Here is a 22,160-nt window from a genome sequence, read left to right on the forward strand (position 1 = left end):
CCCTGTTACGACATCCATGTGGTGTCCTCCTGTTTTTCCCATTTCACTGTGACTTTTTTGATATTCGACCAGAAATCCAAAGAGTGATGGCCGGTGATATCACCGTGACCAAACTTAGAAGCATTGACGCCGCCAAAAGAGAAAGGCTCGCGGGGAACGGGGACGCCGACATTGACTCCCACCATTCCGGTCGAGGCCATCCGCACTACTTTTTCCGCCAAGTTTCCATTTGAAGTGAAAACAGAGCAGGCATTTCCGTACTCGACGCTGTTTTCAATTTTCATCGCTTCTGAAATATCTTTACAGCGAATGATGCTTAATACGGGTCCGAAGAGTTCAATTTTCGCGATCTCACTTTGAGGTGATACCTGGTCAATGATTGTCGGCCCGATCCAGTGACCTCCCTCATATCCCAAGGGAGCGCGTGCTTTTCTTCCGTCCAGCAGAATTTTCGCGCCTTCCTGTTCCGCTTTGGCGATGGCTTTGTTTAAAAATTCCACTTGGCCACGAGTGATAATGGCGCCCATGTCCTTTCCTAACTCTAAAGACTTTGCTCTTTCGATGATTCTTTGAATGTGTTTATCCACGTCACCGACGGCAAGAAGGACGGCCGCAGCCATACAGCGTTGTCCCGCGCAACCAGTGAAAGAATCACTGATACCTAAGCCCGAAAGATCGGGATTGGCATCTGGTAAAAGCACGATGTGATTCTTCGCGCCACCCAATGCCAGCACGCGCTTACCCTGTCGTGTTCCACGCTCATAAACTTGTTGAGCGATTTTTGTTGAGCCGACAAAGGCGACGGCCTTAACCAGCGAGTGGTCGATGATGGCTTCGACAGTTTCTTTTCCACCTTGAAGGACTTGCAGAAGACCTGCTGGCAATCCCGCTTCGTGAAAGGCTTCGGCGATTTTTAAGGAAGTTAAGGGAGTTTTTTCTGAAGGCTTCCAGATATAGGCGTTTCCCAGGGTGAGCGCGATCGGCATTGTCCATAACGGCACCATCGCTGGAAAGTTAAAAGGCGTCACACTTGCGACGACACCCAAAGGCTCGCGACGGTATTCACACGTGACCCCGCGAGAGACTTCTGTCTTTCCGCCTAAATCCATATTCTGTAAAGCAATAGCAAACTCTAAGACTTCGATACCTTTAAGCAGGCCGGCTTTACCTTCAGTAAAACTTTTTCCGGATTCAGCGCTTTTCAGATGTGCGATTTCTTCCAAGTCGCGAAGAAGAATGTGACGAAGGTTGAACATCACCTTGGTGCGCTCTTTCATGGGAATCTCCGCCCACTCTTTTTGCGCCTTCGCCGCGGCTTTCACGGCGACATCAACGTCTTCTAAATTGGAATGATGGAATTCACCGATCTTTCGGCCATTGTAAGGACTGACGATCTCACTTTTAAATCCTGAGGCCTTGTGGAGTTTTCCAGAGACGAAGTTTCTGCAATCAATGACATAGTCAGGGACTTGTACGTTCATTCTAGTTTTCCTTTGCCAGAGCAATAAAAACCAGAATGATTGTTCAATGACGTGTTTATGCCAAATTAAAAGGGTGTACTCTACTTTTTAAGAATGTAATCCAATGAGTGGGCACGCATTTCAAAATAGTCGATGACGAATTCTTTTGAGCCTTGTGACTTCAGAATGTCGATATTACTTTGAATCTTTTTAAGCATTGAGTCCTTGTCGAACTGAATTTCTTGTCCGTGAAGATAATAAGCCTGTAGGTGCTTCTCAAGCGAAGACAGGCGTAATAAAACGTCTTTCTCAAAAATATTTAAACCACCTTGAGTGCTCATATATGTTTCAATGTCGGTGCAACGATAAGCAAACTCTTTAAGAATGCAGTCTTTGCGGTCAAGACCGTTGAGCTTGCAATTGCGTCCTTCTGAAGAGCGATAAAAGTTTAAAATTTCTTCTGTCGACTGCTCTTGATATGTGGCAGATGGCATAACACCGTTCTTCGTGAAACCTTTTTTATTTTCAAGATAAGTGTATCCATGGACTTCAGATAAAAAAGCCGCAGGGAGAAGACGACCTTTTTGATCGACTCTTCGAAAGGCCACGATGTCACCGGCTTTAAGCTGATCTAGGTTTACGGATTGGCATAGGGGCGATTCAATAAGAAAAGCGAATTCACTTCCAAAAGTATGATGAACGCCTTGAGAAAGTCCGGCTAAAAGAGTTGAAGAGTTCCAACAATTAGGGCCTTCTTGGCGAGCGGTAGAATTTTTTAGAAAATCAATGCGCCCTTTTAAAAGTGCAGCTTTTGTGTCGGCATATCCTTTGGAAAGGACGGGGGCTTCAGGCGTCATCACCTGAGCGGTTTCAATAAAAAGTTGGCGGATTTGAACGGCACTTAAGTGGGGAAGTTCCATCCACACTTTGGCAACTTCGTGAACCATGAAGGGTGTTGCCATCGAAGTTCCACTGTGTGCAATCAGGCCACCGCCAATGCTGGCCGCGACCACTTTTGCTCCCGGGGCCAGAATGTCGACAGTTTTCGAGCCGTAGTTGCTGAAATCAGCCATCTTCGCATTTGCAGGTGTGACTTTACTAAAGTCAGCTGCATCCAAAGCGCCGACTTTTAAAACATTGGGTTGTTCGAAGCTTGCCGGATACTGGCGATTTTTTCTGTCGTCGATATTTAAGGACTCGTTGCCGGCCGCGACCACAAAGAGAGTCTCTGGATTTTCATCAATCATGCGGCGATAGGCCTTGATTCCATCGCGAAGACCCAGAAGATCTTTGGTGTCTGGGGGAAATCCAATGCTCAAATTTACAATTCGCACTTTGTGCTTTTTAAGAAAGGCAGAAATTTTATCGATATAACTGGCTTGAGTATAATCACCCGCGAAACCCACAAGGGCCGCATTCGTCAAATCACCAATAGCAATATGAGCCACATGGGTTCCGTGCGAAAGGGGACGATCATCGCGCTGAAAAGAGGTCGAAGACTCGGTAGGAAGCCCGACATTCTTTACTTGTTCCCAGCCAAAATTATCATCCACCCAGCCATTGCCATCGTTATCTTTGCCATCAATGGGATCATCAGGGTTGTTCCACCACTTCGTCACCAATGCGGCGTGATTGTAGTCGAATCCCGAATCAATAATCCCGATAAGAAATTTACCGGGGTTTTCGCGATGACGCTTATACAGACGAATCTCTTCTTCCGATTTTCCCAGGGAGCGTAAACGTTGTACAAGATCATAGGGTTCATACATTGAAAAACGCGTTTTTATTTTTCCATCTGGAGTAACCTCGACAAATCCCGTAGGCTTTTCATGACGGTCATTGGAGGCATAAGAAAAGGTGATCGATGAAAGGGCTTGGCCTTTTTCATTTTCATAATCTTTGCCGATCACGCGAAACGGTGTTTGCGTTTCGTAGCGTTCGATGAACAGAAGCTTGCGAGGGGCTTCATCGCTATAAACCCATTTGCGAAATAGAATTGAAGATTCGGTCTCACGGTTTTTTGAATCTAAGTTGGAAAGTTCTAACTTGGAAGTGATTTGCCCGTAGTCTTCTTTTTCAACTGAAAGATTGATGCGAACGGTGTGACCGTTTTCAAGGTAGCTGTAGCGGGACCAGCCCGAGAATCTTCCTGCGATATCAAAGTGTCGCTCTTCAACAAGTTGGGTGTCTTTGAAATAATATTCTTTAGAAACAACGCCGTTGTCGAATTTCTCTTTACGGACTTCGAACTCTGCCTGTGCAGAGGTACTTCCCAGAATGAGACACAATGTGAAGATCGCGCGAAAGGAAGAACATTTCATGAAACACCTCAATAGGGATAAGAGGTGCAACAGGGGTGCCCTGACAGATTGAATACGCTGACGGCGGGCACGGATCCTCTGTCAAAAAAAGTGACAGAGGACCCAGAGCGACACTAAGGAAATTATTTGATCGCTGCCTGAATATCAGGTGTCAAATTTTTAGGTTCTTCTTGAGGTGGATAACGTTTGATGATCTTACCGTCTTTGCCAACTAAGAATTTCGTGAAGTTCCATTTGATCATCTCGGTTCCGAGAAGCCCCGGAGCGGCTTCTTTCATCCATTTATAGACGGGATCTGCACTGTCACCATTCACGTCGACTTTGGCCATCACTGGAAATTTCACGTTGTAATTCAAACTGCAGAACTGCTGAATGTCGGCGTTACTGCCAGGCTCTTGGGCGCCAAACTGATTGCAAGGAAAGCCAAGAACCGTAAAGCCCTGGTCTTTGAATTGTTCATACAGATTTTCGAGTCCCTCGTACTGAGGCGTGAATCCGCATTTGCTTGCGACATTCACAACGAGCACCACTTGCCCTTTGTATTTATCTAAAGGGACGTCAGAACCGTCGGCAGCTTTCACGGTGAATGAATGTAATGTCTTTTCCATTGACCACTCCTTAACTGAATTTTTGAATTACTATTCTGTCATGTGTTCTCATCTTGAAACAACCTGAATCATATAAAGCTGTTTATTTCGTGTCGAGGGAAATGCCGATTAAAACTTATGAACTTCTCTTTATATTACAGAAGTGTGGACCGATAATGAAACCATGGGGACTTGGTATATCTGGATACTCTTCATGATAGCGATATCTTTTTCGCCGGCGCAAGCTGCTGATCCATTTTTGGGTTGTGCAGATTACTGTGCGATGCGCTTTACAGCTGGCAGCAAAGCTTGGGATAACTGTATAGTTCAAACGCAGAACGAAGGATATTGCGGTCGTCCACCGAGTTCATCTACTCCCACACCTTCACCAGCACCTCGAGAAACTCCCAATCAGAGCACCGGAAATAACCAGAACCGAAATCAAAATCAGAATCAACAAAGTCAGTGTTATGCGCAGTATGAAAGTTTGCTGCAGCAATGTAACACACAGATCGAAGACACGTCTTACACTTGCGACGAAAAAAATGATTCCGGTATGAATAGCGTCGCGAATACCGCGTCCCAATTGGCTTTGCTGATGGGCCAACAAACTTCCGCGAGCGTTCAAGCCGCATGTTCCAGAATGGGTGATCTTTCTCAGGCAGCCAGCGGTGCTTTGGCCGCTTATCGACTTACTTGCAGTGAATCGATGAAAACGTGCCGTACAACATGTGATGCAGCCGTGGATTACGTGAAGGCAAATACCACATGCTTTCCAACCAACTCTGCAACACAGTTGAGTGCCGTGAATGCTTTGTCTCAGGCGCAATCTCGTCGCGATAAGTGTAATAACTTTGAAAGTAAAATGAATGAAGCGCAACAAGCGATTCAAAACTATGGTGCGACTTCGGCAAATGCCTCTCAGTGTGAAGAGCAGAATAAGGGTGAAGCTACATCCACGACGCCGGATTTCTGTAAAACGACTCCGAACTATCCAGGGTGTAATCCGGCGGAACCTGTTGATTGTACAAAACCCGAGTTAGCGAGTTCGAACAAAGTTTGTATCTGTACGAAAAATCCATTGGATTCTGCGTGTTTCACGCAGGAAAAAACAACGGGAAATGCTCAGGTAGGAAATCTTATCGATTCATCCAGTCGTTTAGCGGCTAAAGGTGGCGACGACTTAGGCGGAGATCTTCCTGGATTGCCAGGCATCGAACACGGCCAACTTCCTTCTGGTGGTTATGGTGATGCTGTCGATGGGGCTCAAGGCGGAGGCGGATCGAGCCTGGGTGGTGAAAGTAGCAGCGGTGGAGGCAGTTATGCTGACGCCTTAAATGGTGAAGGCAATGCTGCGGCTAACGAAAAAGCTTCTAACGTGAATGGTGGATACTACGGCGGCGGCGGAGGAAGTGGAAGCGGACTTGGTGGCGGAAGCGGCAGCGACGGCCAACCCGGAGTTCGCCAACCTTCAGCTGCGGGCACCGGAGGCGTTGCTGGCAAAGGCGGTCCCGATCTTCGCCAGTTTTTACCGGGTGGAAAATTTGATCCGCGCCTCCGTGGAGTAGCGGGTGCTTCGGGCCCCGATGGTATCACGGGACCTCATTCGAATATTTGGCATAAGATCCAAAACAGATATAAGGTGGTCAGCCCTTCGTTGCTACCATATTGAGACGTTTTGAATTGAGATAGTTTATACTTTTGTAAAGTTGTCGATCCCGAGATCCGATAAATGGGTCTATGGGAATGAAGTTTTTTGCCGCAGTTTTCTCTTTCTCCTCACTTTTATTAAGTGCTTCACCTACCTTGGCCGCAGAGGCCTGTGGCTCGATGACCTGTCGAGACGATCACTACTGCGAGCGCAAAAATAATCTCGTGGGCAAATTGACGGAAACATGTAAGCCTAGATCCAACTACACGGCTCCCGATAGCACTTCAGGAAATGCAGCGCAAGCATTGGCCGACTGCCGTAGAACTTGTCAGTCTCCCAATGTCTGTAATGCCGACAACAGTGAGCGCACGAGCTATTCATGTCGTGCGCCTGATGGCAATCGCGCCAACGCGAATAACGCTCCAACGTGCAACCAGCAATTCCAACAATTGATGCAAGCTTGTACCTCGCAAATTGAAGACACATCTTACACTTGCGACGAAAAAAATGACTCCGGCATGGCCGAAGTCACTAACACAGCTTCGCAACTAGCTCTTCTCATGGGTCAACAAACCTCGGCAAGTATTCAAGCGGCGTGTTCGAAGATGGCATCTTTATCACAAGCGGCTAATGCCGCTGTTGCAGCTTACCGTTTGACATGCAGTAACTCTATTGGAAGTTGTAAATCGGCTTGTGGAGCAGCGAAAACTTACGCTCAACAACAGGCGACTTGCCTTAGTGCTGGAAACGCTGCTTTAGCTGTCCAACTTGCTTCTCAGGCGGACACAGAGTTAAAACGCTGCGACAGTTTTGAAAACAAAGTCAGCGAGGCCAATCAAGCGATTTCAAACTTCGGTACGACTTCCGCAAATGCTTCGCAATGTGCTTCTTTGACTTCCGGTGAAGCAGCTCCAACACCCGAGTTCTGTACGGCGAATCCCACTTATCCAAGTTGCGTGGCTCAACAAGCCGTGGATTGTACAAATCCATCGCTTGCTACCACGAACAAAGTTTGTATCTGTCAGAAAAATCCGATGGACCCTGCCTGTGTAACAGAGCAAAAAGTGGGTGACAGTGGCTCTGTGGCTTCGATGATTGACTCGTCTTCGCGTGTCGGCGCCAAAGCGGGTGAAGATTCTTTCGGCGGTGATTTGGGTTCCACTCCACCTATTCAACATGGTCAACTTCCTTCTGGGGGAGCAGGCCAATCGGTTGACGGTTCCCAAGGTGGTGGCGGAGGCTCTTTAGGTGGAGGCAGTGGCTCTGGCGGTGGTTCTTATGGATCCGCAAGTGGCGGTGGCGCCGCTGGTGAAGACGGAGCCAATGTGAATGGTGGTTTCTATGGCGGTGGCGGCGGCAGTGGTCGTTCTTTCGCTGGGAGCGGATCGGGCGAAGGCGGTGGCGGCCCAGGCGGAGCTGCGGGTATGCCCGGTTCGGGTGTTCCTGGGGCGAATGGACCTGATTTAAGAAAGTTTCTTCCGGGCGGGCAGTTTGATCCAAGACTTCGTGGCGTTGCCGGTTCTTCGGGACCCGACGGTATTACGGGACCGCATTCAAATATTTGGATGAAAATCCAAAACCGTTACAAGGTGATGGTGCCTTCTTTGTTGCCTTAGTAAAAATAGAAAATCTAAGTAATAAAAAAGGGAAGATCACTCTTCCCTTTTTTTATTCTATTTGTTCGAGTTAGTTTAGATAAGTTGATGCAAGCTTTCGATGACTTGCTTTCTTAGTGGTGCATCTACCAGAACGGTAACGCTCATAGCGCTCATCATTAATTTGCGTGTTTCCAATTTCTTTTCTGACAAAGCATTCAAAACTTTTTGCGTGATTTCCGGCGAGGTGGCACCGGTGCACGTCAACGTCACTGTGGAAAAATCTGTGGGCAGTAATGTGAACTGAGCATGATTCTGAAGTTCTTTCTTAATGGCTAAGATAATTTCAGAAGGGCCCGTTAACAACATTTCTGTTTTATCTAAATTCATTTCGTAATGCAGAAGCTGTGGGAATGGAATCTGCTTTTCATCAAAAAGAACTTGAAGGTCTTTTAAGGCTTTCGCCGGATTTTTTTCCTTACTTAAAATTCCAACAACTGTTTCATGAGAGTTCAAAGAAAGGGCTTTGCAGGATTCAAACATATTCAATCCTTTTTTAACAAGTGTTCCATCAGAAGTTTTACTAGAAGCAGGGCCGATGTACAAAGTGACATCGCGAAGTTTAGCCAGCTCTACCGAGCGGTAATGCAGAACTTTGGCGCCCCAGAAAGTCATATCCATCAATTGATCATAGCTGAGTTCTTGAATGGGTTTTGCCGCCTTAACAACGTTTGGGTCCGCAGTGAAAACGGCAGGAACATCTTTCAGAATCTCACAGCGTTCCGCATTGAATGCCGCTGCCATCGCAACAGCTGAAGTATCCGAGCCGCCACGACCCAATGTCGTAATCTCTTTTGTCACGGGCGATACACCCTGAAAGCCAGCCAAGATAACAACCTTGTCGGTTTTCAAAGACTCTTCCACGCGCATTGGTTTTACATCTTTGATGAAAGCGTTGACGTGCGAATCGTCAGTGAAGATTCCAGCCTGACTTCCTGTAAAGCTGATCGCCGGACAACCTAAGTCATTGAGCGCCATGCTCATCAGTGACATACTGATTCTTTCACCCACAGTCAGAAGCATATCCATTTCGCGACGCTGAGGATGAGCAGAAACTTGGTTTGCTAGATCGATCAAAGAATTTGTTGTCTTACCCATAGCACTGACAACAACGATCAAGGAATTTTCTTTAGATTGAGAAGCGACTCGCGCAGCGACAGACTTGATTTTTTCAGGATCTGCCAAAGTGGCGCCGCCGTATTTTTGTACAATCAGAGGTTTCATTCCAATGCAACTTTCCGACTAAACTGGTGCACGTAAGAGGAAACAAGCTGTCCCGCACCTTTAGGCACGCGAATAAAATGTTTCTCGACCTGACGAGGAATGTACCCCAGATAGAGTTCGGCGTTCAAATCTTTTAATGATTTTCTTGTGACACTCAAATGATCCGCTAATGCATCCAGATCTGTGCCACCTGGCACAAGAACGATTTCGTATTCGAGCGGGTCCATCTTTTCTAAGTCGCGAAAGCCATAAAGGTTGGGTGCTTTGGCAATCAACATAGCCGCAAGAATTTTTGGAACATACTCCTGCGTTTCGACGGGAAGTGCATTGAGTTTTATGAGTGTCCAGTAATCTTTGGTGCCATATTTCTTGATGCGATTGCGAAGGCCGTTTTCACCCATGTTGTAACTCGCGGCAACCAAATACCAAGAGCCAAACTCTTGATGCAGATCTTTCAAGTAGCGAATGGCGGCAAGCGTACTTTTCTTTAGATCACGACGCTCATCCAACCACCAAGTTTTACTGAGGCCGTAACGAGTGCCAGTCGCTTCGATAAATTGCCAAGGCCCTACGGCGTCAGCGTGGCTGATGGCGTTGGGTGCAAATCCGCTTTCGATCATCACCATGTAGGCCAAATCCAAAGGTAAGCCCGCTTTTTTTAACTCCGCTTGGATAAAGGGCATGTACTTGTAAGAGCGCTGCAACCACTCGCGAAACCACTTACTGCCGCGAGCTCCCTGATAGTGGGCGATCCACTTGCTGACTTTTTTATTGTAGGTCACTGGCAAATCAAAAATCAGATTGTCAGACTGAACATGAGTGGAACGTGAGGTGAGAGCTTTTAACTTCTCTTTTAAAGTCAAAGCCGGAGCGGGAGCTGCGGGTGTTACAGACGTTCCCGCCTGCGCAAATTGGATAATAAAAGTAGATAAAAGGACTGCGACCCACGTGCTCATAAAGTTCATTATGAAGCCGATTCTTTGACACTGTCGACAAAGAACTGACAACACCGCAATGCCATCGACAAAGGTCAATGCACGGTCAAATCCAAAAAAACTTGAGTCCAAGAATTTCTTTTGCGACGAAGGTCCAGCGTGGAAATCATTTCCTAGACGAAGATCGGTCCTGTCAAAACATGGCACACGCCTTGCTGCTCAACAATGTGTGGAGGAGTGTTCATGGGTGTAAAAGGGGTCTATACAGCTCTTAGCGGAGCGATCGCGCAAAGTACAAAGCTAGATACCATCGCCAATAACTTGGCGAATGTGAACACGCCCGCTTTCAAACGCGATCAGCAACTTTTCCAAGAATATTTAACTGCAAACGAAAAGCCACCTGAGACGACACAAATTCCTCGCGACGTCGCTTCGATCGAAAGCTTCTATAATATGCAAGGTGGCGACAAAAGTTACGTTGATGCCAAAGGCACCTTCACGGACTTTTCTCAAGGTGGTTTAAAACACACAGGAAATCCCATGGACGTTGCCATTGATGGCAAAGGCTTCTTTGAGGTTGCCACTCCCGGCGGTGTTCGTCTGACTCGTGCGGGAAACTTTACTTTGGATGGAAATGGTCAATTGGTGACTAAAGAAGGATTCCCGGTTCTTCGCGCGGGCGAACCAGGTGCTGATCCTGCTTCGCGCGTGATTCGCCTTCAAGGCACAGGTCTTCCACTTTCTATTAATGATAATGGTGATGTTTTTGAAGGAACTGAAAATATCGGACGCGTTTCTTTGGTGAACGTGAATAATCCCGATTCTTTACAGAAAATGGGAAGTTCGCTTTATTCCTTTAAGCCAAACATGGCTCCTGAATTGACGAATGTTAACAATCCAAGCTTAAAACAAGGTTTCTTAGAAGCTTCTAACGTCAACATCGTTCAAGAAATGACAGACATGATTTCCACCAATCGTGTTTTTGAAAGCACTCAGAAAGCCATCACCGCTTATGATCAGATGGCAGATAAAATGGTTAACGTGGTGGGAAAAACAAACTAGTCAGGATGACTGGTTTGCATGGATTTGATTTTTAAATAAGCAATTAATGGAAGGATTCTTTAATGCTTAAAAGTTTAAATACAGCAGCGACAGGTATGGCGGCCCAACAGACAAATATGGACGTCATCTCAAATAACATCGCCAACGTTTCTACGAATGGCTTTAAGAAATCGCGCGCTGAATTTGAAGATCTGATGTACCAAACTCAAAAAGAGCCAGGTGCTCAAAGCGGAATGAATGCGTATTCACCGAACGGTGTGCAAGTCGGTTTGGGTGTTCGCACCGCCGGCATTCAAAAGAATTTTGAAAATGGCAGCGCCGCGGTTACCAAGAATCCTCTTGATATTCAAATTGAAGGTTCTGGTTTCTTCCAAATTCTGACTCCGGATGGCCAAATCGGTTACACGCGTGATGGTGCCTTTCAAAAAGATCCTAATGGTCGTGTCGTCGATAAAAACGGAAATCTTCTTCAGCCTGAAATCACAGTTCCACCGGATGTAGCGGGTCTTGAAATCGCTCCGAACGGTGAAGTTCGTGTGATTCAAGGTTTGAACTCCGCTCCGCAAACTATTGGTCAAATTGATCTTGTGAACTTCGTAAATCCTGCGGGCCTTAAAGCTGTAGGTAAAAACGTCTTTATGCCAAGCCCTTCCAGTGGTCAGCCCGTTGTGGCTCGCCCAGGTATGAACGGAACAGGTTACTTGGCGCAAGGACAGCTAGAAACTAGTAACGTCAATATCGCTGAAGAAATGGTGAATATGATCACGGCGCAAAGAGCTTTTGAGACGAATTCAAAAGTGATCCAGGCCTCTGATCAAATGCTTCAATCTGTGAATAGCATGAGATAATTGATGAATAAGTTTTTGTCTTTGGCACTTTTATTTTTCAGTGTTCCGTCTTTCGCAAGACCTGAGATCACCATTCCAGCCAGCGTTGAGATTTCTCAACGTGAGCTTTTGCGTTTAAGTGATATCGCGACGGTGAAGGATGGCACGCCGGAACTTCTTTCGTTTATGGAAAGTGTTGTGATCCGCGAAGACGCACGTGAGCTTTTGTTGTCACAAAAACTTCCGTCTTCAGAAATTTTGACCAAAGTGCGTGAAGCGATGAAGAGCCAATCCGGTCTTCGCGCTTTAAATCCTGCTTATAAAATTCCTTCGCAAGTGGCGGTGGCGTTTGCTTCAACACCGATTTCTCGTGAAGAAATTCAAAGGAAAGTTCTGAATCATCTTCAGGTTCGCTGCAATGAGTGCGAATACAAAGTCAGTATTCAAAGCACGCCGGCTCCGGCACAAAAGCAATGGGATCTCGATTTTACGCAACTTACAGGCAAAGGAGGCTTCCTTTTGCCACTGCGCGACGGCGATCAGCGCCAATTAAAATGGATTTCAGGAACAATTCGCGTGTCGCAATTAACCCCGGTTGCGTCTCGTTTGATCTTACAAGGAGAGAGAGTGCAACAGGAAGACGTGCGCATGGTGATGACCGATGTGACGTTTGCTAAAGACAATGCACTTCGCCTGGCTGATATCCAAGGACAATTGGCAGCTAGATCTCTTCCCGTCGGTACGGCTATCTGGTCGACCGATCTCAAACGTGAACCGGCAGCTAAGAAGGGACAGATTGTAAAGGCATTGCTTGGCGATGAGGGATTTGAAATCTCCGTCAATATGCAGGCTGAAGACAACGGCTTTGTTGGGGATCTCATTAAAGTTAAAAACTTGGATAATCAAAAAGTTCTCTCAGGCGTCGTGATTGAAAAAGGTGTGGTGAAGTTGCAATGAGACTTAAATCTTTCTTCGTAACTATTTCTTCGTTGGTGGCTCTTACGTTGTTCACAGGTTGTGCGACGATGAATGATCTTTTGGCTTCATTGGATGGTCCCAAAGAAAACCCGCCATTAGAAAAAATCAATACGGCTCCTCGCTATTCTGACACTCAGAATTTGGGAGTACCGACAGATCGTCAATACAAACGCATGACTCGCAATCGCATGGAAGAAGAATCGGACTTAGGCGCCAATGCCGGTTCGACTTGGGTGATGGAAGGTCAAGGCGCTTATTTGTTCGCGCAAAACAAAATGCGTCGCGAAGGCGATCTTTTAAATGTGAAATTGGACGGACCTGCTTTGAAACAAGTAGAAACAAAAGTTTCTGTGATCAAAAAACTTTTGAAGCAGCTTGAAGAGCAACAACAACAAAGTTTGAATAACTCTTTAGCAGCAAATGGCACGGATGCATCTCGTACTCCGGCGTCGACAGAGGCAAAAAAGCCGGAAGCGGCTAAGCCCGCAGAAAAAGAAGACGACAAGGACGCTTTGGCGGATGTGCAAAACATACCCACTCGTATTGTCGAAAAATTGGCTGATGGAAATTACCGCATCAAAGGGCAACAGCCTTTTATGATCGGAAAACGTGAATACAAAGTCATCGTGACGGGTTTGATCCGTCCAGAAGACTTCAACGATCAAGGTATCGTCTCTGATAAACTTCTTGATCCGCAATATGATGTCGTCAGCATCAGAAGGAACGCACGCAATGAATAAACTATTTAGCGTTATCGTACTAACGGCTTTTTTTGTGATGGTGGCTTTTGAAGCGGCGAACGCGGCTCGCTTGAAAGACATCGCCAGCATCCGTGGTGTGCGTGAAAATCAACTTTTGGGTTACGGTATCGTCGTCGGTCTTAAGGGCACCGGTGACGGTAAAAATGAATTCATGAGTAAGAGCATGGTGCGCATGCTTGATAAATTGGGAATGAAACTAGATTCGCCTGAATTCGCAAGTAAGAACGTGGCGGCCGTGATTATCACCGGCACGATGCCTGCGTTCGGTAAAGCAGGGAATCCGATTGATGTCACGGTGAGTGCTATCGGTGATGCTTCTTCACTTCAAGGTGGTACTTTGTTGCAAGCACCTTTGCGTGCGGCGAATGAACAAGTTTACGCTGTCGCTCAAGGAAGCATCATTATCGGTGGTGACGGAAAAGATCAGCATCTCACTTCAGGAAGAATTCCGAATGGTGCAACGATTGAACGAGACATGACAGCGGATTTTGCTTCTCGCAAAATGTATCGTCTGACTTTGATCAATCCGGATTTCACGACGGCGGCTCGCTCGGTATTGACGATCAATAAAGAATTGGGTGGTCACTACGCTTCCGCAAAAGATTCAGGAACGATTGATATTATCACTCCATTTGCCTATGAAAATCGCGGTGTGGAATTGTTGGCAACGATTGAATCTATCGAGATCAATCCCGACATGAAAGCGCGTGTTGTTGTGAATGAAAAAACCGGCACGATTGTGATCGGTGATAAAGTGAAGATTTCAAAAGTCGCTATTTCTCACGGTTCACTCTCTGTAAAAGTTGGAGAGGGAAAAAATGCGAAAGATGAGAAAGTGGCTGTTTTAGAAAGTGGTGTCAGTGTTGGGGAACTCGTGCAAGCACTAAACAAATTAGGTGTCTCGCCGAAGGACCTGATAACTATACTTCAGTCCATCAAGTCAGCTGGAGCTTTGCACGGGGAACTCGAAGTATTATGAAATTTGTGTTTCGAAATGACACACTATGCAATAGACTTAATTTTATAGTTTCAGACACATGGACGTGTTTGGAACGCGGGGAGGGTGAGGAAGAGATCGCGAACCATGGAAGGTCAAGAGTCAAAAGTTTCTCGCAGGAAACAGGAGCAATAGGTCAGCAGGCACCAAGGATTGGTGAACACGAGCCGAAGCTACACTCTAAGAATCAATTGCAGGATGCATATGATTCTCCGACTCTCACTCCCCTTTTTTCTCTTTCTTCAAATGACATCGTTGCGTTGGAATCTGTGAGTAGTGGGTTGCTGGAACCTGCTGCTTCGGACAGTCCTCGCGCTTGGAGATTTTCTTGGCTTTGATGTCGGGTCGTTTTCTTTCTTTTTGTTGCTACTGCTGGCGTTCGCTGGCGCTGCGGAACTTGCATCAGGTTCCAGCAACCCACTACTCACAGATTCCAACGACGCGTTCGCTTGTTGGAAGCGAAGTTGGGGGTGGAGGGGGAATCAGTTCTTCTGGTTTTCTTCGAGTGGGGGCTTCTTTTGTTTTTGGGTTCTGGCCGTCTTTGACGGCGTTTTTTTCTCTGCTAATTTTTGATTTTCAGTTTTCTAACTTCGCTGGGAGCTTCTTATGAGTGATGCTGCTGGTGGGGCTGGAAATTTTAAGGCTTTTGGGTCTAAGTTTCTTTCTCGGCCTGTGTCTAAATCTCCGGAGCAGAAGCTTCGTGAAGTTTCGGATATGTATGAGAAGCATTTTCTTCGGGAGATGACTAAGGCTATGCGTTCCACTATTCAGGAAGGTGGATTTATTCAGACTAGTCATGCGGAAAAAATTTTTCGTGAGCAGTTGGATGATCACTATGTTGAGAAGTGGGGAGAGCGTGGTGGTGTTGGGCTCTCTGATATGATTTACACTCAGCTGGTTGAAAAATTTGGTGTGATGATGGGAATTAAGACTCAGGTGTCTAAGCCTCAGGGTCCTCTCCCTCTTGACACGAAATCTTTCGCGGCTCGTCCGTTTCAGCATCCTGGTAAAAAACAATCCGTGTCTTATCGAATTGATAATACGCAAGGTCCGCAAGGTGCAGATAAAGCGCCTGAAGCTGTCAAAGCCCCATGGGACGGGGTTTTGCTGGGGAAGAAGACTTTGGCGGATGATCAGACAATGATTGAAATTGAGCACGACAATGGTCTTAAAAGTCAGATGGTTTTTAAGGGTGGAGTGTCTAAAGTTTCGACAGGGGAAAAACTGCAAGCTGGCGACACCCTTGGGTTTTTAAGTCCTGAGGCGAAGTCACTCTATTGGACAGTCGAGAAGGGTGCAGAACCTGGACCAGAAACTGTCTCAGAATGATTTGGTGTAACTGTCCCATTGTGATACTATGAAAAGAACAAAGAGTGTATTCTAACACTCGAAAGCAGGAGGCCTTCAATGAAGATCACGCACAACAAAGTTGGACAGAATTTGAATCTGACAGATTCTTCTCGCTCTAACAAAGCGGATGCAATTAAAAATAATTCCGCTGGTGCGCCGACAGCAAAAGCAGATGCTCTGACTGCGTCGACTCTCGGTGAATCTTCTCGTGTTGAACTTTCTCCACGTGCGCAAGAAGCAAAAAGAATCAAAGAACTTGCGATGTCGGCTCCTGATGTTGACGAAGCCAAAGTTGCTAAGTTCAGAAAATTGATCGACGACGGAAAATACAACGTCGATGCAAAAGCTATCGCCGACAAAATGGTCGACGAACACTTAGATTTCTAAATTGCCGGAAGCCGGTAGAGCTAGCACCCATGCAGGGGTTTATTAACAACCTCACCGCCCAGGCGGCATCAAGGATGATGAAATGATGGACGCAACAGTAGAAAGAGCGTTTCAAAAGTTAGAAGCCAATCTCGAAGAACTCACAAAGATCTATCGTTCTCTTCTCGATATCGTACGCAAAGAAAAAGACCTTCTTCTTCAAGCGGATCGCGATGCTTTGGATGAAAGCAATAAACTCAAAGAAGAATTGCTTTTCAAACTTCGCGCGCAAGATGCTTTGCGTTCTCGCTATGCGATGGATCTAGCAACTATGGTCGGAGCCGACGTTGAGAATCCTCGTTTGTTGGAGCTTGCCCAAAAATTGGCAGGCACTCCCGCAGCCGATCGTCTTCGCACTCAGCATTCCGCTTTGGATATGTTGATCAAAAGAATCACAGATATTAACAAAGATAATGAAGAATATGCTAAGTCCGCTTTGCACTCGTTGAATGGTGCTCTTGGCGAAATCAAAGATACTCTCTCTGGTAAAAAAACTTACGGAGGCAAAGGCCAATACAAACAAGGCCCTCAAGTATCTGGCAACTTCGTTAGTAAAGAAGCGTAAGCGCGGAAGCGCGCAGAGCCGCAGGGCGGAGCCCGAAGGCTGAAGCAGTAACAACGACCCACCGAAGATGAGGATAGGATGTCTAAAATCTCGGCTATGATGGATACGGGTAAGCGCTCTCTGATGAACTCTCAGACAGCATTGCAAACGGTCGGTCATAACATCGCCAATAAATCAACCGAGGGCTTTTCACGCCAGCGTGTTGAGCTATTGTCGAATCAGCCTATCGGTGAAGGAAATCTGCAAATCGGTATGGGTGCCCGTGCCGGTGTCGTGACTCGTGTTAACAATCCTTGGTTAGAAAAACAAATTCAAAAAGAAGGCATGAACATGGGTTTCCATGATTCTCGTGCCGATGCTCTGGGCCGTGTTGAGCAAATCTACAATGAGCAAAACAATAAAGGCCTGAATCAGTACATGACTGATTTCTTCAACTCGTTCCGTGAACTTTCTAATAACCCTGAAAGCTTGGCATCAAGAACTTTGGTGCGTGAGTCCGCTGTGGCGATGTCTAAAGATTTCGGTCGCGTGGTAGGGCAGTTGAAAGCCGTTCAGGAAGATTTGGATGGTCAGGTTAAGACAACCGTGAACGAGATCAATCAGTTGACGAAAGAAATCGCGCAACTGAATGAAAAAATCCAAATGATCGAAGTTCAAAAAACTCCGGCCAATGATGAGCGCGATCGTCGTGACCTAGTTCTAAAAAAACTAGGTGAAAAGATCGACATCTCTTGGGCGGAAGGCCGAGACGGCATGGTGACAGTTACTGCTGGTCGTACAGGTATCCTGGTTTCAGGTATCGGTTCTTCGGAATTGAAGGCTGAACAAACCGGCAGCCGTGACCGTGTCGAAGTTTTCTTCGTGGGTACGGGAACTCCCGCGAACATCACAGATCAAATCACGGGTGGCCGTATTGGTGGTGCCTTGGAAGTTCGTGACCGTGTGATTGAAGATCTTTTAAATCACGTCGACAACATGGCTTACACATTGGCGAAAGAAGTCAATAAAGCCCATATCGAGGGATTTGATAAAAGCGGTCGTCCCGGTGTTTTATTTTTCGAAATGCCGGAACAGTCAAAGGGAGCCGCATCAGTTATCGGATTAAATAAAACAATCTTTAACGATGTTGGCAGAATCGCGGCCGGAGCCCAGTCCGGTGCGACTGGTGATAATACCGTCGCGAACGTGATCTCTTCTTTGCAGCACCGTCAGGTGATGGATGGTGGGACATCGACGTTAGACGATTACTACAACACGCAAGTCGGTCAGATCGGTGCGATCTCCCAACGTGCGGTGAAGTCACAAGAGTCTCAGAGAAACGTGATGAACCAACTTACAAATATTCGTGAGAGTATTAGCGGTGTTTCTTTGGACGAAGAGACAACAAAAATGATCGAGTTCCAAAAAACTTACGATGCCTCTGCTCGTTTGATCAAAACAGCAGATGAAATGTTTGATACAGTATTGAATTTAAAACGGTTGTAGGCGCGGTAGCGCGCAGAGCCGCAGCGCCTAGGCGCGCAGGCTGAAGCAGCATAAGGATAGAAAGACTTAATGAGAATTGCAGATAAAATGTCATTCAATCAAGTAAACCAGAATCTGACGAAGAATCGTTCAGATATGGCAGACTTGCAGAATCAGGCTGCAACTCAAAAGCGTATCAATAAACCTTCGGACGACCCTTTAGCGTCCGCGCGTGTTTTGGCTTCTCGTACTGAAGAACGAGGAAACTCTCAATTCATTAAAAATATCAATAACGCTCGTTCCTTCCTGGAATTTTCCGACCAATCTTTGGGCGAACTTTCAGAAATCCTAGTGCGTGCAAAAGAACTGGCTGTCAGCCAATCGAATGATGCCAGCGGAAATGAAGAAACGCGTTTGGTCACAGCGTCTGAGATCGAGCAGATCTACAATCAGGCGATTCAAATCGGAAATCGTAAACTCGGTGAGCGTTACGTTTTCGGTGGCTATAAAACTCAAACCACTCCGTTTAATCAAGCCGGCGAATACTTCGGTGATGACGGGGATATGAAGATCCAAACTCACAAGGACTCTTTCGTTGCCATGAATATTCCGGGCAGCAAGGTCTTCTTGGGTAAAGGTTTGGGTGGTGATGGCATCGTACGAGCTCGTTACGAAGCGCCAACAACGGTTGAGCAATTAAAGCAGTTCCAAAAAGAAGAACAAGAGCGTGAAGAGATCAACCGTGAAGTGGAAAGCAACTTCGTTGAAACGCGCGGTCCGGCTTCAGAGCGCCGTTCAAGTCGTTTTGACAAGCAAGATCCGGTGACCGGTGGCGGGGGAACAAACATCTTTTCGACCATTAAGGACCTTGAGATTTCTTTGCGCACCAATGATAAGCAAGGCGTTCAAGCGGCCTTGGATACCCTGGATCAGGCGATTTCTCAGGTGGTTTTGACCCGTTCTGAGGTTGGGTCCAGAATCATGGCTGTGAACAACACCATGGACTCCCTGCAAAAAGCGGTGGTGGACAATAAGGTGGCAGCATCCCAATTGGAAGATGCTGATGCATTCCAGGTTATTTCAGATATCAATAAGACCGATAGCACCCTAAAAGCGACTCTCGAAACGTCGGGAAAGCTTATTCAACCAAGCCTTCTTGACTTTCTAAGATAAAAATAATACCTACAGTTCCGCTTAAAACTACCGATAACGACTGCAGCAAAAGGAGTTGTCATGCTGGTTCTCACACGGAAGTTGGGTGAAAGCATCGCTATCGATGACCACATCAAAATCAGAGTAGTTCAGATCAAAGGTAAACAGGTTCGTTTAGGCATTGAAGCGCCCAAAGACACCAAAATTCACCGTGAAGAAGTCTACGTAGCTATTCAGGAACAAAACCAGCAGTCTGCAAGTGTGCCCGCTGATAAGACACGTAGTGTCGCTAAATTGCTAAAACCGTAACGGTCGATGAAAAGGACCCGTCTGACTGCGTTGTCGGGCCTTTTCCTTCACTCCGACGTGCTTCAGCACGCCTCCGTTTCGAAAAAGACCCTCCGCCTTGCATCCGAGTCCTTTTGATCGACCTCTCTTTCCTAAGAACTCTCTAAGCCGTGCTAGCAGCGGTGAAGCGGGGTGTTATCTCTCCTAAATTTTAATTGAGTCTCCCTAGATTTAGGTCCAGATTTATAGGTGTATTCACCATCATGCCGTCTTGGTGTGTCTAAAATTATGGATGAATACGTTTTCCGGGAGGATGAATGATCATTTCGACATCGCGCTTCGGCCAAGTTGAGCTGAAACAGGAAGATGTTCTGACGTTTCCAGAAGGCCTATTGGGTTTTGGGGATCTACGTAAGTTCGCTCTTCTTGATGATCCAAATGACGAAATCTTCGCCTGGTTGCAAAGCTGTGAAGCGCCTCAGATCGCTTTCCCAGTTTTAGAGCCGGAATTGTTTGCTCCTCAATACAAAGCCACATTGACGAAAAGTGATATGGAAGCTTTGAAGTTGTCAGCACAAGAAAAAGCTCGCTACTTCTCTATCGTAACTATTCCAGATGATCCTACGCAAATGACGGCGAACCTAAAAGCGCCTGTCGTTGTGAACGTAGAAGCACGCACAGCTCGTCAATGTGTCCTTCAAGACAACAACTTGGCGATCCGTGAGCCTATCTTCACAAAACTTCAACAGCGCGTGGTTCAAAACCCTGCGGTGGCTATTAAGAACCAATCTTCTGGTATCGACGTAGCAACGAAATTGAACATTGTGAAAGAAGCGGGATTATAGTTCCGAATCAAAATTAAGAATGAAAAAAGGCTTGGTCACCCAAGCCTTTTTTATTTGTCCGAGCAACAGACTTCCACTGATCTTTTATCTACTCGATTGATTCTTGTGTTGAAGTCAGAATTGCAAATAAGAAAGGCGGCCTCAAGACCGCCTTTTCTTATGGATGAGAGTCCCCTCACTCAAGGAGGCTCTCTATGAAAAATACCCCTGAACAAGGTACTTTTCGGAAGTTTATAGAATTACTTAAGTTGTTAATCCTGATTCTGTTTTTACTAATCAGTTCGTGCAGTTAAGTTGTTAAGCTTGCCATAACCGGGATTCATCAAGGATGAAGCGGTTTTGAGGCCGCTTAAGCATTCTCTAACTGCGGTAATGATTTTTCCGTTTTAGCACCCAAGCGTTTGAGATCTTCCACTTGATCGATCAAGTTTCCGCGACCTTCCGAAACTTTCTTAATCACATCTTCATGCGCTTTTTGAGCCGCGGAAAGTTTTTCGCCTAGGTTTTGAAGGTCTTTTAGAAGGCCTGCGAACTTTTCGTAAAGAAGGCCACCGCGCTTCGCGATTTCAAGCGCATTTTTTTCCTGACGATCTTGTTTCCACAAAGCTGCCACAGTTCTTAGTGTCGCTAGCAAAGTCGTTGGGCTGACGATCGCCACGTTTCTTTCCCAGGCATATTGGAACAGTTCAGGCTTCAGTTTAAATGCCAAAGCAAAAGCCGGCTCTAAAGGCATGAACAAGATCACGAAGTCCGGTGAAATCAATTTATCGGCGGCGTGATACTTTTTCTCAGACAGACCATCGATATGCTTTTTCAAAGACTCAACATGAAGTTTTCCCGCACGCTCAAGATCTTCAGGAGTTTCTGCTGAAGAATACTGTTCGTAAGCAATCAATGTCATCTTCGAGTCGACGATCAAGTGTTTTTCGTCTGGTAAACTGACGATCACGTCAGGACGAAGAATTTGTCCGTCCTCACCACGCAAATCCAGGTCTGTTCCCTGAATGATGTACTCTTCGCCTTTGCGAAGACCAGAACGTTCCAAAATATTTTCTAAGATCAGCTCGCCCCAGTTCCCTTGTGTTTTTACTTCACCTTTAAGGGCCTTGGTGAGGTTTTGAGTTTCCGCTGACATGACTTTGTTCAGTTCCATCAACTTCGAAAGCTCACCGCGAAGCATGCCGCGTTCGGAGCGCTCTGTAGAGTAAGTCTCTTCAACTTTCTTTTCGAAGTCTTTGATACGCTCTTTAAGAGGTTCCAAAACAGAGGCGATGTTTTTGTGATTTTGGTCTGTGAATTTCGCCGATTTTTCTTCAAAGATCTTTTGCGCCATCACTTCGAACTGCGTGTTCATTCTTTCGGCCAAAGCCTCTTGTTGCTTGCGAGCGTCTGTCATCAGAACTTTTTGCTCGGCCAGGCTTTGTGAAAGAAGGTCATTTTTCATCTGCAAAGCTTGCACATCAGCCTGCAACTGAGCTTTTTCCGATGTCGCTTGGGCTTTCATTTTAAAATAGACGACGAGGCCCGCGATAAGCGCTCCGGCGAAAAAAGAAAGGATGACAAAAAGATTCATGGAAAGACCTCCGACGGTTTCTTTTTGCACTTAGAAATT

General features: G+C 46.3%; 20 protein-coding genes. 14 read left to right on the forward strand and 6 right to left on the reverse strand.

Annotated elements, in window-relative coordinates; translation table 11 throughout:
- Positions 1-5 precede the first annotated feature (5 nt).
- From AZI85_RS08140 to AZI85_RS08150, 3 genes are all read right to left on the reverse strand, one after another.
- Positions 6-1,481 carry an aldehyde dehydrogenase family protein gene (locus tag AZI85_RS08140; protein WP_063243622.1) on the reverse strand — a complete coding sequence of 492 codons (1,476 nt, stop codon included), beginning with the start codon at positions 1,479-1,481 and terminating at the stop codon, positions 6-8.
- An 80-nt stretch (positions 1,482-1,561) separates the two neighbouring features.
- Entirely contained in the window at positions 1,562-3,781 is a 2,220-nt protein-coding gene (locus tag AZI85_RS08145; RefSeq protein WP_063243623.1) for a S8 family serine peptidase, read from the reverse strand.
- A gap of 122 nt (positions 3,782-3,903) precedes the next feature.
- On the reverse strand, positions 3,904-4,389 hold the full coding sequence (locus AZI85_RS08150; RefSeq protein ID WP_063243624.1) for a glutathione peroxidase: 486 nt from the start codon (positions 4,387-4,389) through the stop codon (positions 3,904-3,906).
- A gap of 193 nt (positions 4,390-4,582) precedes the next feature.
- On the opposite strand from AZI85_RS08150, the gene AZI85_RS08155 reads away from it, so the two are divergent.
- Both AZI85_RS08155 and AZI85_RS17650 read left to right on the forward strand, forming a co-directional pair.
- Positions 4,583-6,040, forward strand: coding sequence for a hypothetical protein (locus AZI85_RS08155; protein WP_063243625.1), 1,458 nt, complete (start codon positions 4,583-4,585; stop codon positions 6,038-6,040).
- Between the two features lie 68 nt (positions 6,041-6,108).
- The gene (locus tag AZI85_RS17650) at positions 6,109-7,635 is read left to right on the forward strand and encodes a hypothetical protein (protein ID WP_253720909.1); all 1,527 of its coding nucleotides are present in this window, start codon (positions 6,109-6,111) and stop codon (positions 7,633-7,635) included.
- Between the two features lie 75 nt (positions 7,636-7,710).
- Here AZI85_RS17650 and AZI85_RS08165 read toward each other — a convergent pair whose 3' ends face one another.
- Both AZI85_RS08165 and AZI85_RS08170 read right to left on the reverse strand, forming a co-directional pair.
- Positions 7,711-8,898, reverse strand: a complete 1,188-nt coding sequence (locus AZI85_RS08165; RefSeq protein WP_063243626.1) for an aspartate kinase — start codon at positions 8,896-8,898, stop codon at positions 7,711-7,713.
- Entirely contained in the window at positions 8,895-9,854 is a 960-nt protein-coding gene (locus tag AZI85_RS08170; RefSeq protein ID WP_063243856.1) for a lytic transglycosylase domain-containing protein, read from the reverse strand. The genes AZI85_RS08165 and AZI85_RS08170 overlap by 4 nt, the downstream gene beginning before the upstream one ends.
- 222 nt (positions 9,855-10,076) lie before the next feature.
- Here AZI85_RS08170 and flgF point away from each other — a divergent pair, with 222 nt between their 5' ends.
- The 12 genes from flgF to fliW all read left to right on the forward strand — a co-directional run bounded on the left by flgF (position 10,077) and on the right by fliW (position 20,548).
- On the forward strand, positions 10,077-10,895 hold the full coding sequence (flgF, locus tag AZI85_RS08175; protein ID WP_063243627.1) for a flagellar basal-body rod protein FlgF: 819 nt from the start codon (positions 10,077-10,079) through the stop codon (positions 10,893-10,895).
- A gap of 62 nt (positions 10,896-10,957) precedes the next feature.
- Positions 10,958-11,743 carry a flagellar basal-body rod protein FlgG gene (gene flgG / locus AZI85_RS08180; RefSeq protein ID WP_063243628.1) on the forward strand — a complete coding sequence of 262 codons (786 nt, stop codon included), beginning with the start codon at positions 10,958-10,960 and terminating at the stop codon, positions 11,741-11,743.
- Between the two features lie 3 nt (positions 11,744-11,746).
- Positions 11,747-12,679, forward strand: a complete 933-nt coding sequence (gene flgA / locus AZI85_RS08185) for a flagellar basal body P-ring formation chaperone FlgA (RefSeq protein WP_063243629.1) — start codon at positions 11,747-11,749, stop codon at positions 12,677-12,679.
- Positions 12,676-13,440 carry a flagellar basal body L-ring protein FlgH gene (locus AZI85_RS08190; protein ID WP_063243630.1) on the forward strand — a complete coding sequence of 255 codons (765 nt, stop codon included), beginning with the start codon at positions 12,676-12,678 and terminating at the stop codon, positions 13,438-13,440. Before flgA ends, AZI85_RS08190 begins: the two co-directional genes overlap by 4 nt.
- Complete coding sequence (locus AZI85_RS08195; protein WP_063206273.1) at positions 13,433-14,440, forward strand: flagellar basal body P-ring protein FlgI; 1,008 nt, start codon at positions 13,433-13,435, stop codon at positions 14,438-14,440. Before AZI85_RS08190 ends, AZI85_RS08195 begins: the two co-directional genes overlap by 8 nt.
- 624 nt (positions 14,441-15,064) lie before the next feature.
- Entirely contained in the window at positions 15,065-15,787 is a 723-nt protein-coding gene (locus tag AZI85_RS08210) for a rod-binding protein (protein ID WP_063243633.1), read from the forward strand.
- 78 nt (positions 15,788-15,865) lie between these two features.
- Positions 15,866-16,195 (forward strand): flagellar biosynthesis anti-sigma factor FlgM, encoded by a 330-nt coding sequence (gene flgM / locus AZI85_RS08215; RefSeq protein WP_063206275.1) that lies wholly within the window; start codon positions 15,866-15,868, stop codon positions 16,193-16,195.
- A gap of 82 nt (positions 16,196-16,277) precedes the next feature.
- Positions 16,278-16,799, forward strand: a complete 522-nt coding sequence (locus AZI85_RS08220) for a flagellar protein FlgN (protein WP_063243634.1) — start codon at positions 16,278-16,280, stop codon at positions 16,797-16,799.
- 78 nt (positions 16,800-16,877) lie between these two features.
- Entirely contained in the window at positions 16,878-18,284 is a 1,407-nt protein-coding gene (flgK, locus tag AZI85_RS08225; RefSeq protein WP_063243635.1) for a flagellar hook-associated protein FlgK, read from the forward strand.
- Between the two features lie 69 nt (positions 18,285-18,353).
- Entirely contained in the window at positions 18,354-19,436 is a 1,083-nt protein-coding gene (flgL, locus tag AZI85_RS08230; RefSeq protein WP_063243636.1) for a flagellar hook-associated protein FlgL, read from the forward strand.
- Between the two features lie 60 nt (positions 19,437-19,496).
- On the forward strand, positions 19,497-19,724 hold the full coding sequence (gene csrA, locus AZI85_RS08235; RefSeq protein ID WP_041869353.1) for a carbon storage regulator CsrA: 228 nt from the start codon (positions 19,497-19,499) through the stop codon (positions 19,722-19,724).
- 296 nt (positions 19,725-20,020) lie between these two features.
- Positions 20,021-20,548 carry a flagellar assembly protein FliW gene (gene fliW / locus AZI85_RS08240; RefSeq protein WP_063243637.1) on the forward strand — a complete coding sequence of 176 codons (528 nt, stop codon included), beginning with the start codon at positions 20,021-20,023 and terminating at the stop codon, positions 20,546-20,548.
- Between the two features lie 349 nt (positions 20,549-20,897).
- Here fliW and AZI85_RS08245 read toward each other — a convergent pair whose 3' ends face one another.
- Positions 20,898-22,121 carry a DNA recombination protein RmuC gene (locus tag AZI85_RS08245; protein ID WP_063243638.1) on the reverse strand — a complete coding sequence of 408 codons (1,224 nt, stop codon included), beginning with the start codon at positions 22,119-22,121 and terminating at the stop codon, positions 20,898-20,900.
- Positions 22,122-22,160: the final 39 nt, after the last annotated feature.

The organism is Bdellovibrio bacteriovorus (assembly GCF_001592755.1).
Taxonomy (GTDB): domain Bacteria; phylum Bdellovibrionota; class Bdellovibrionia; order Bdellovibrionales; family Bdellovibrionaceae; genus Bdellovibrio; species Bdellovibrio bacteriovorus_E.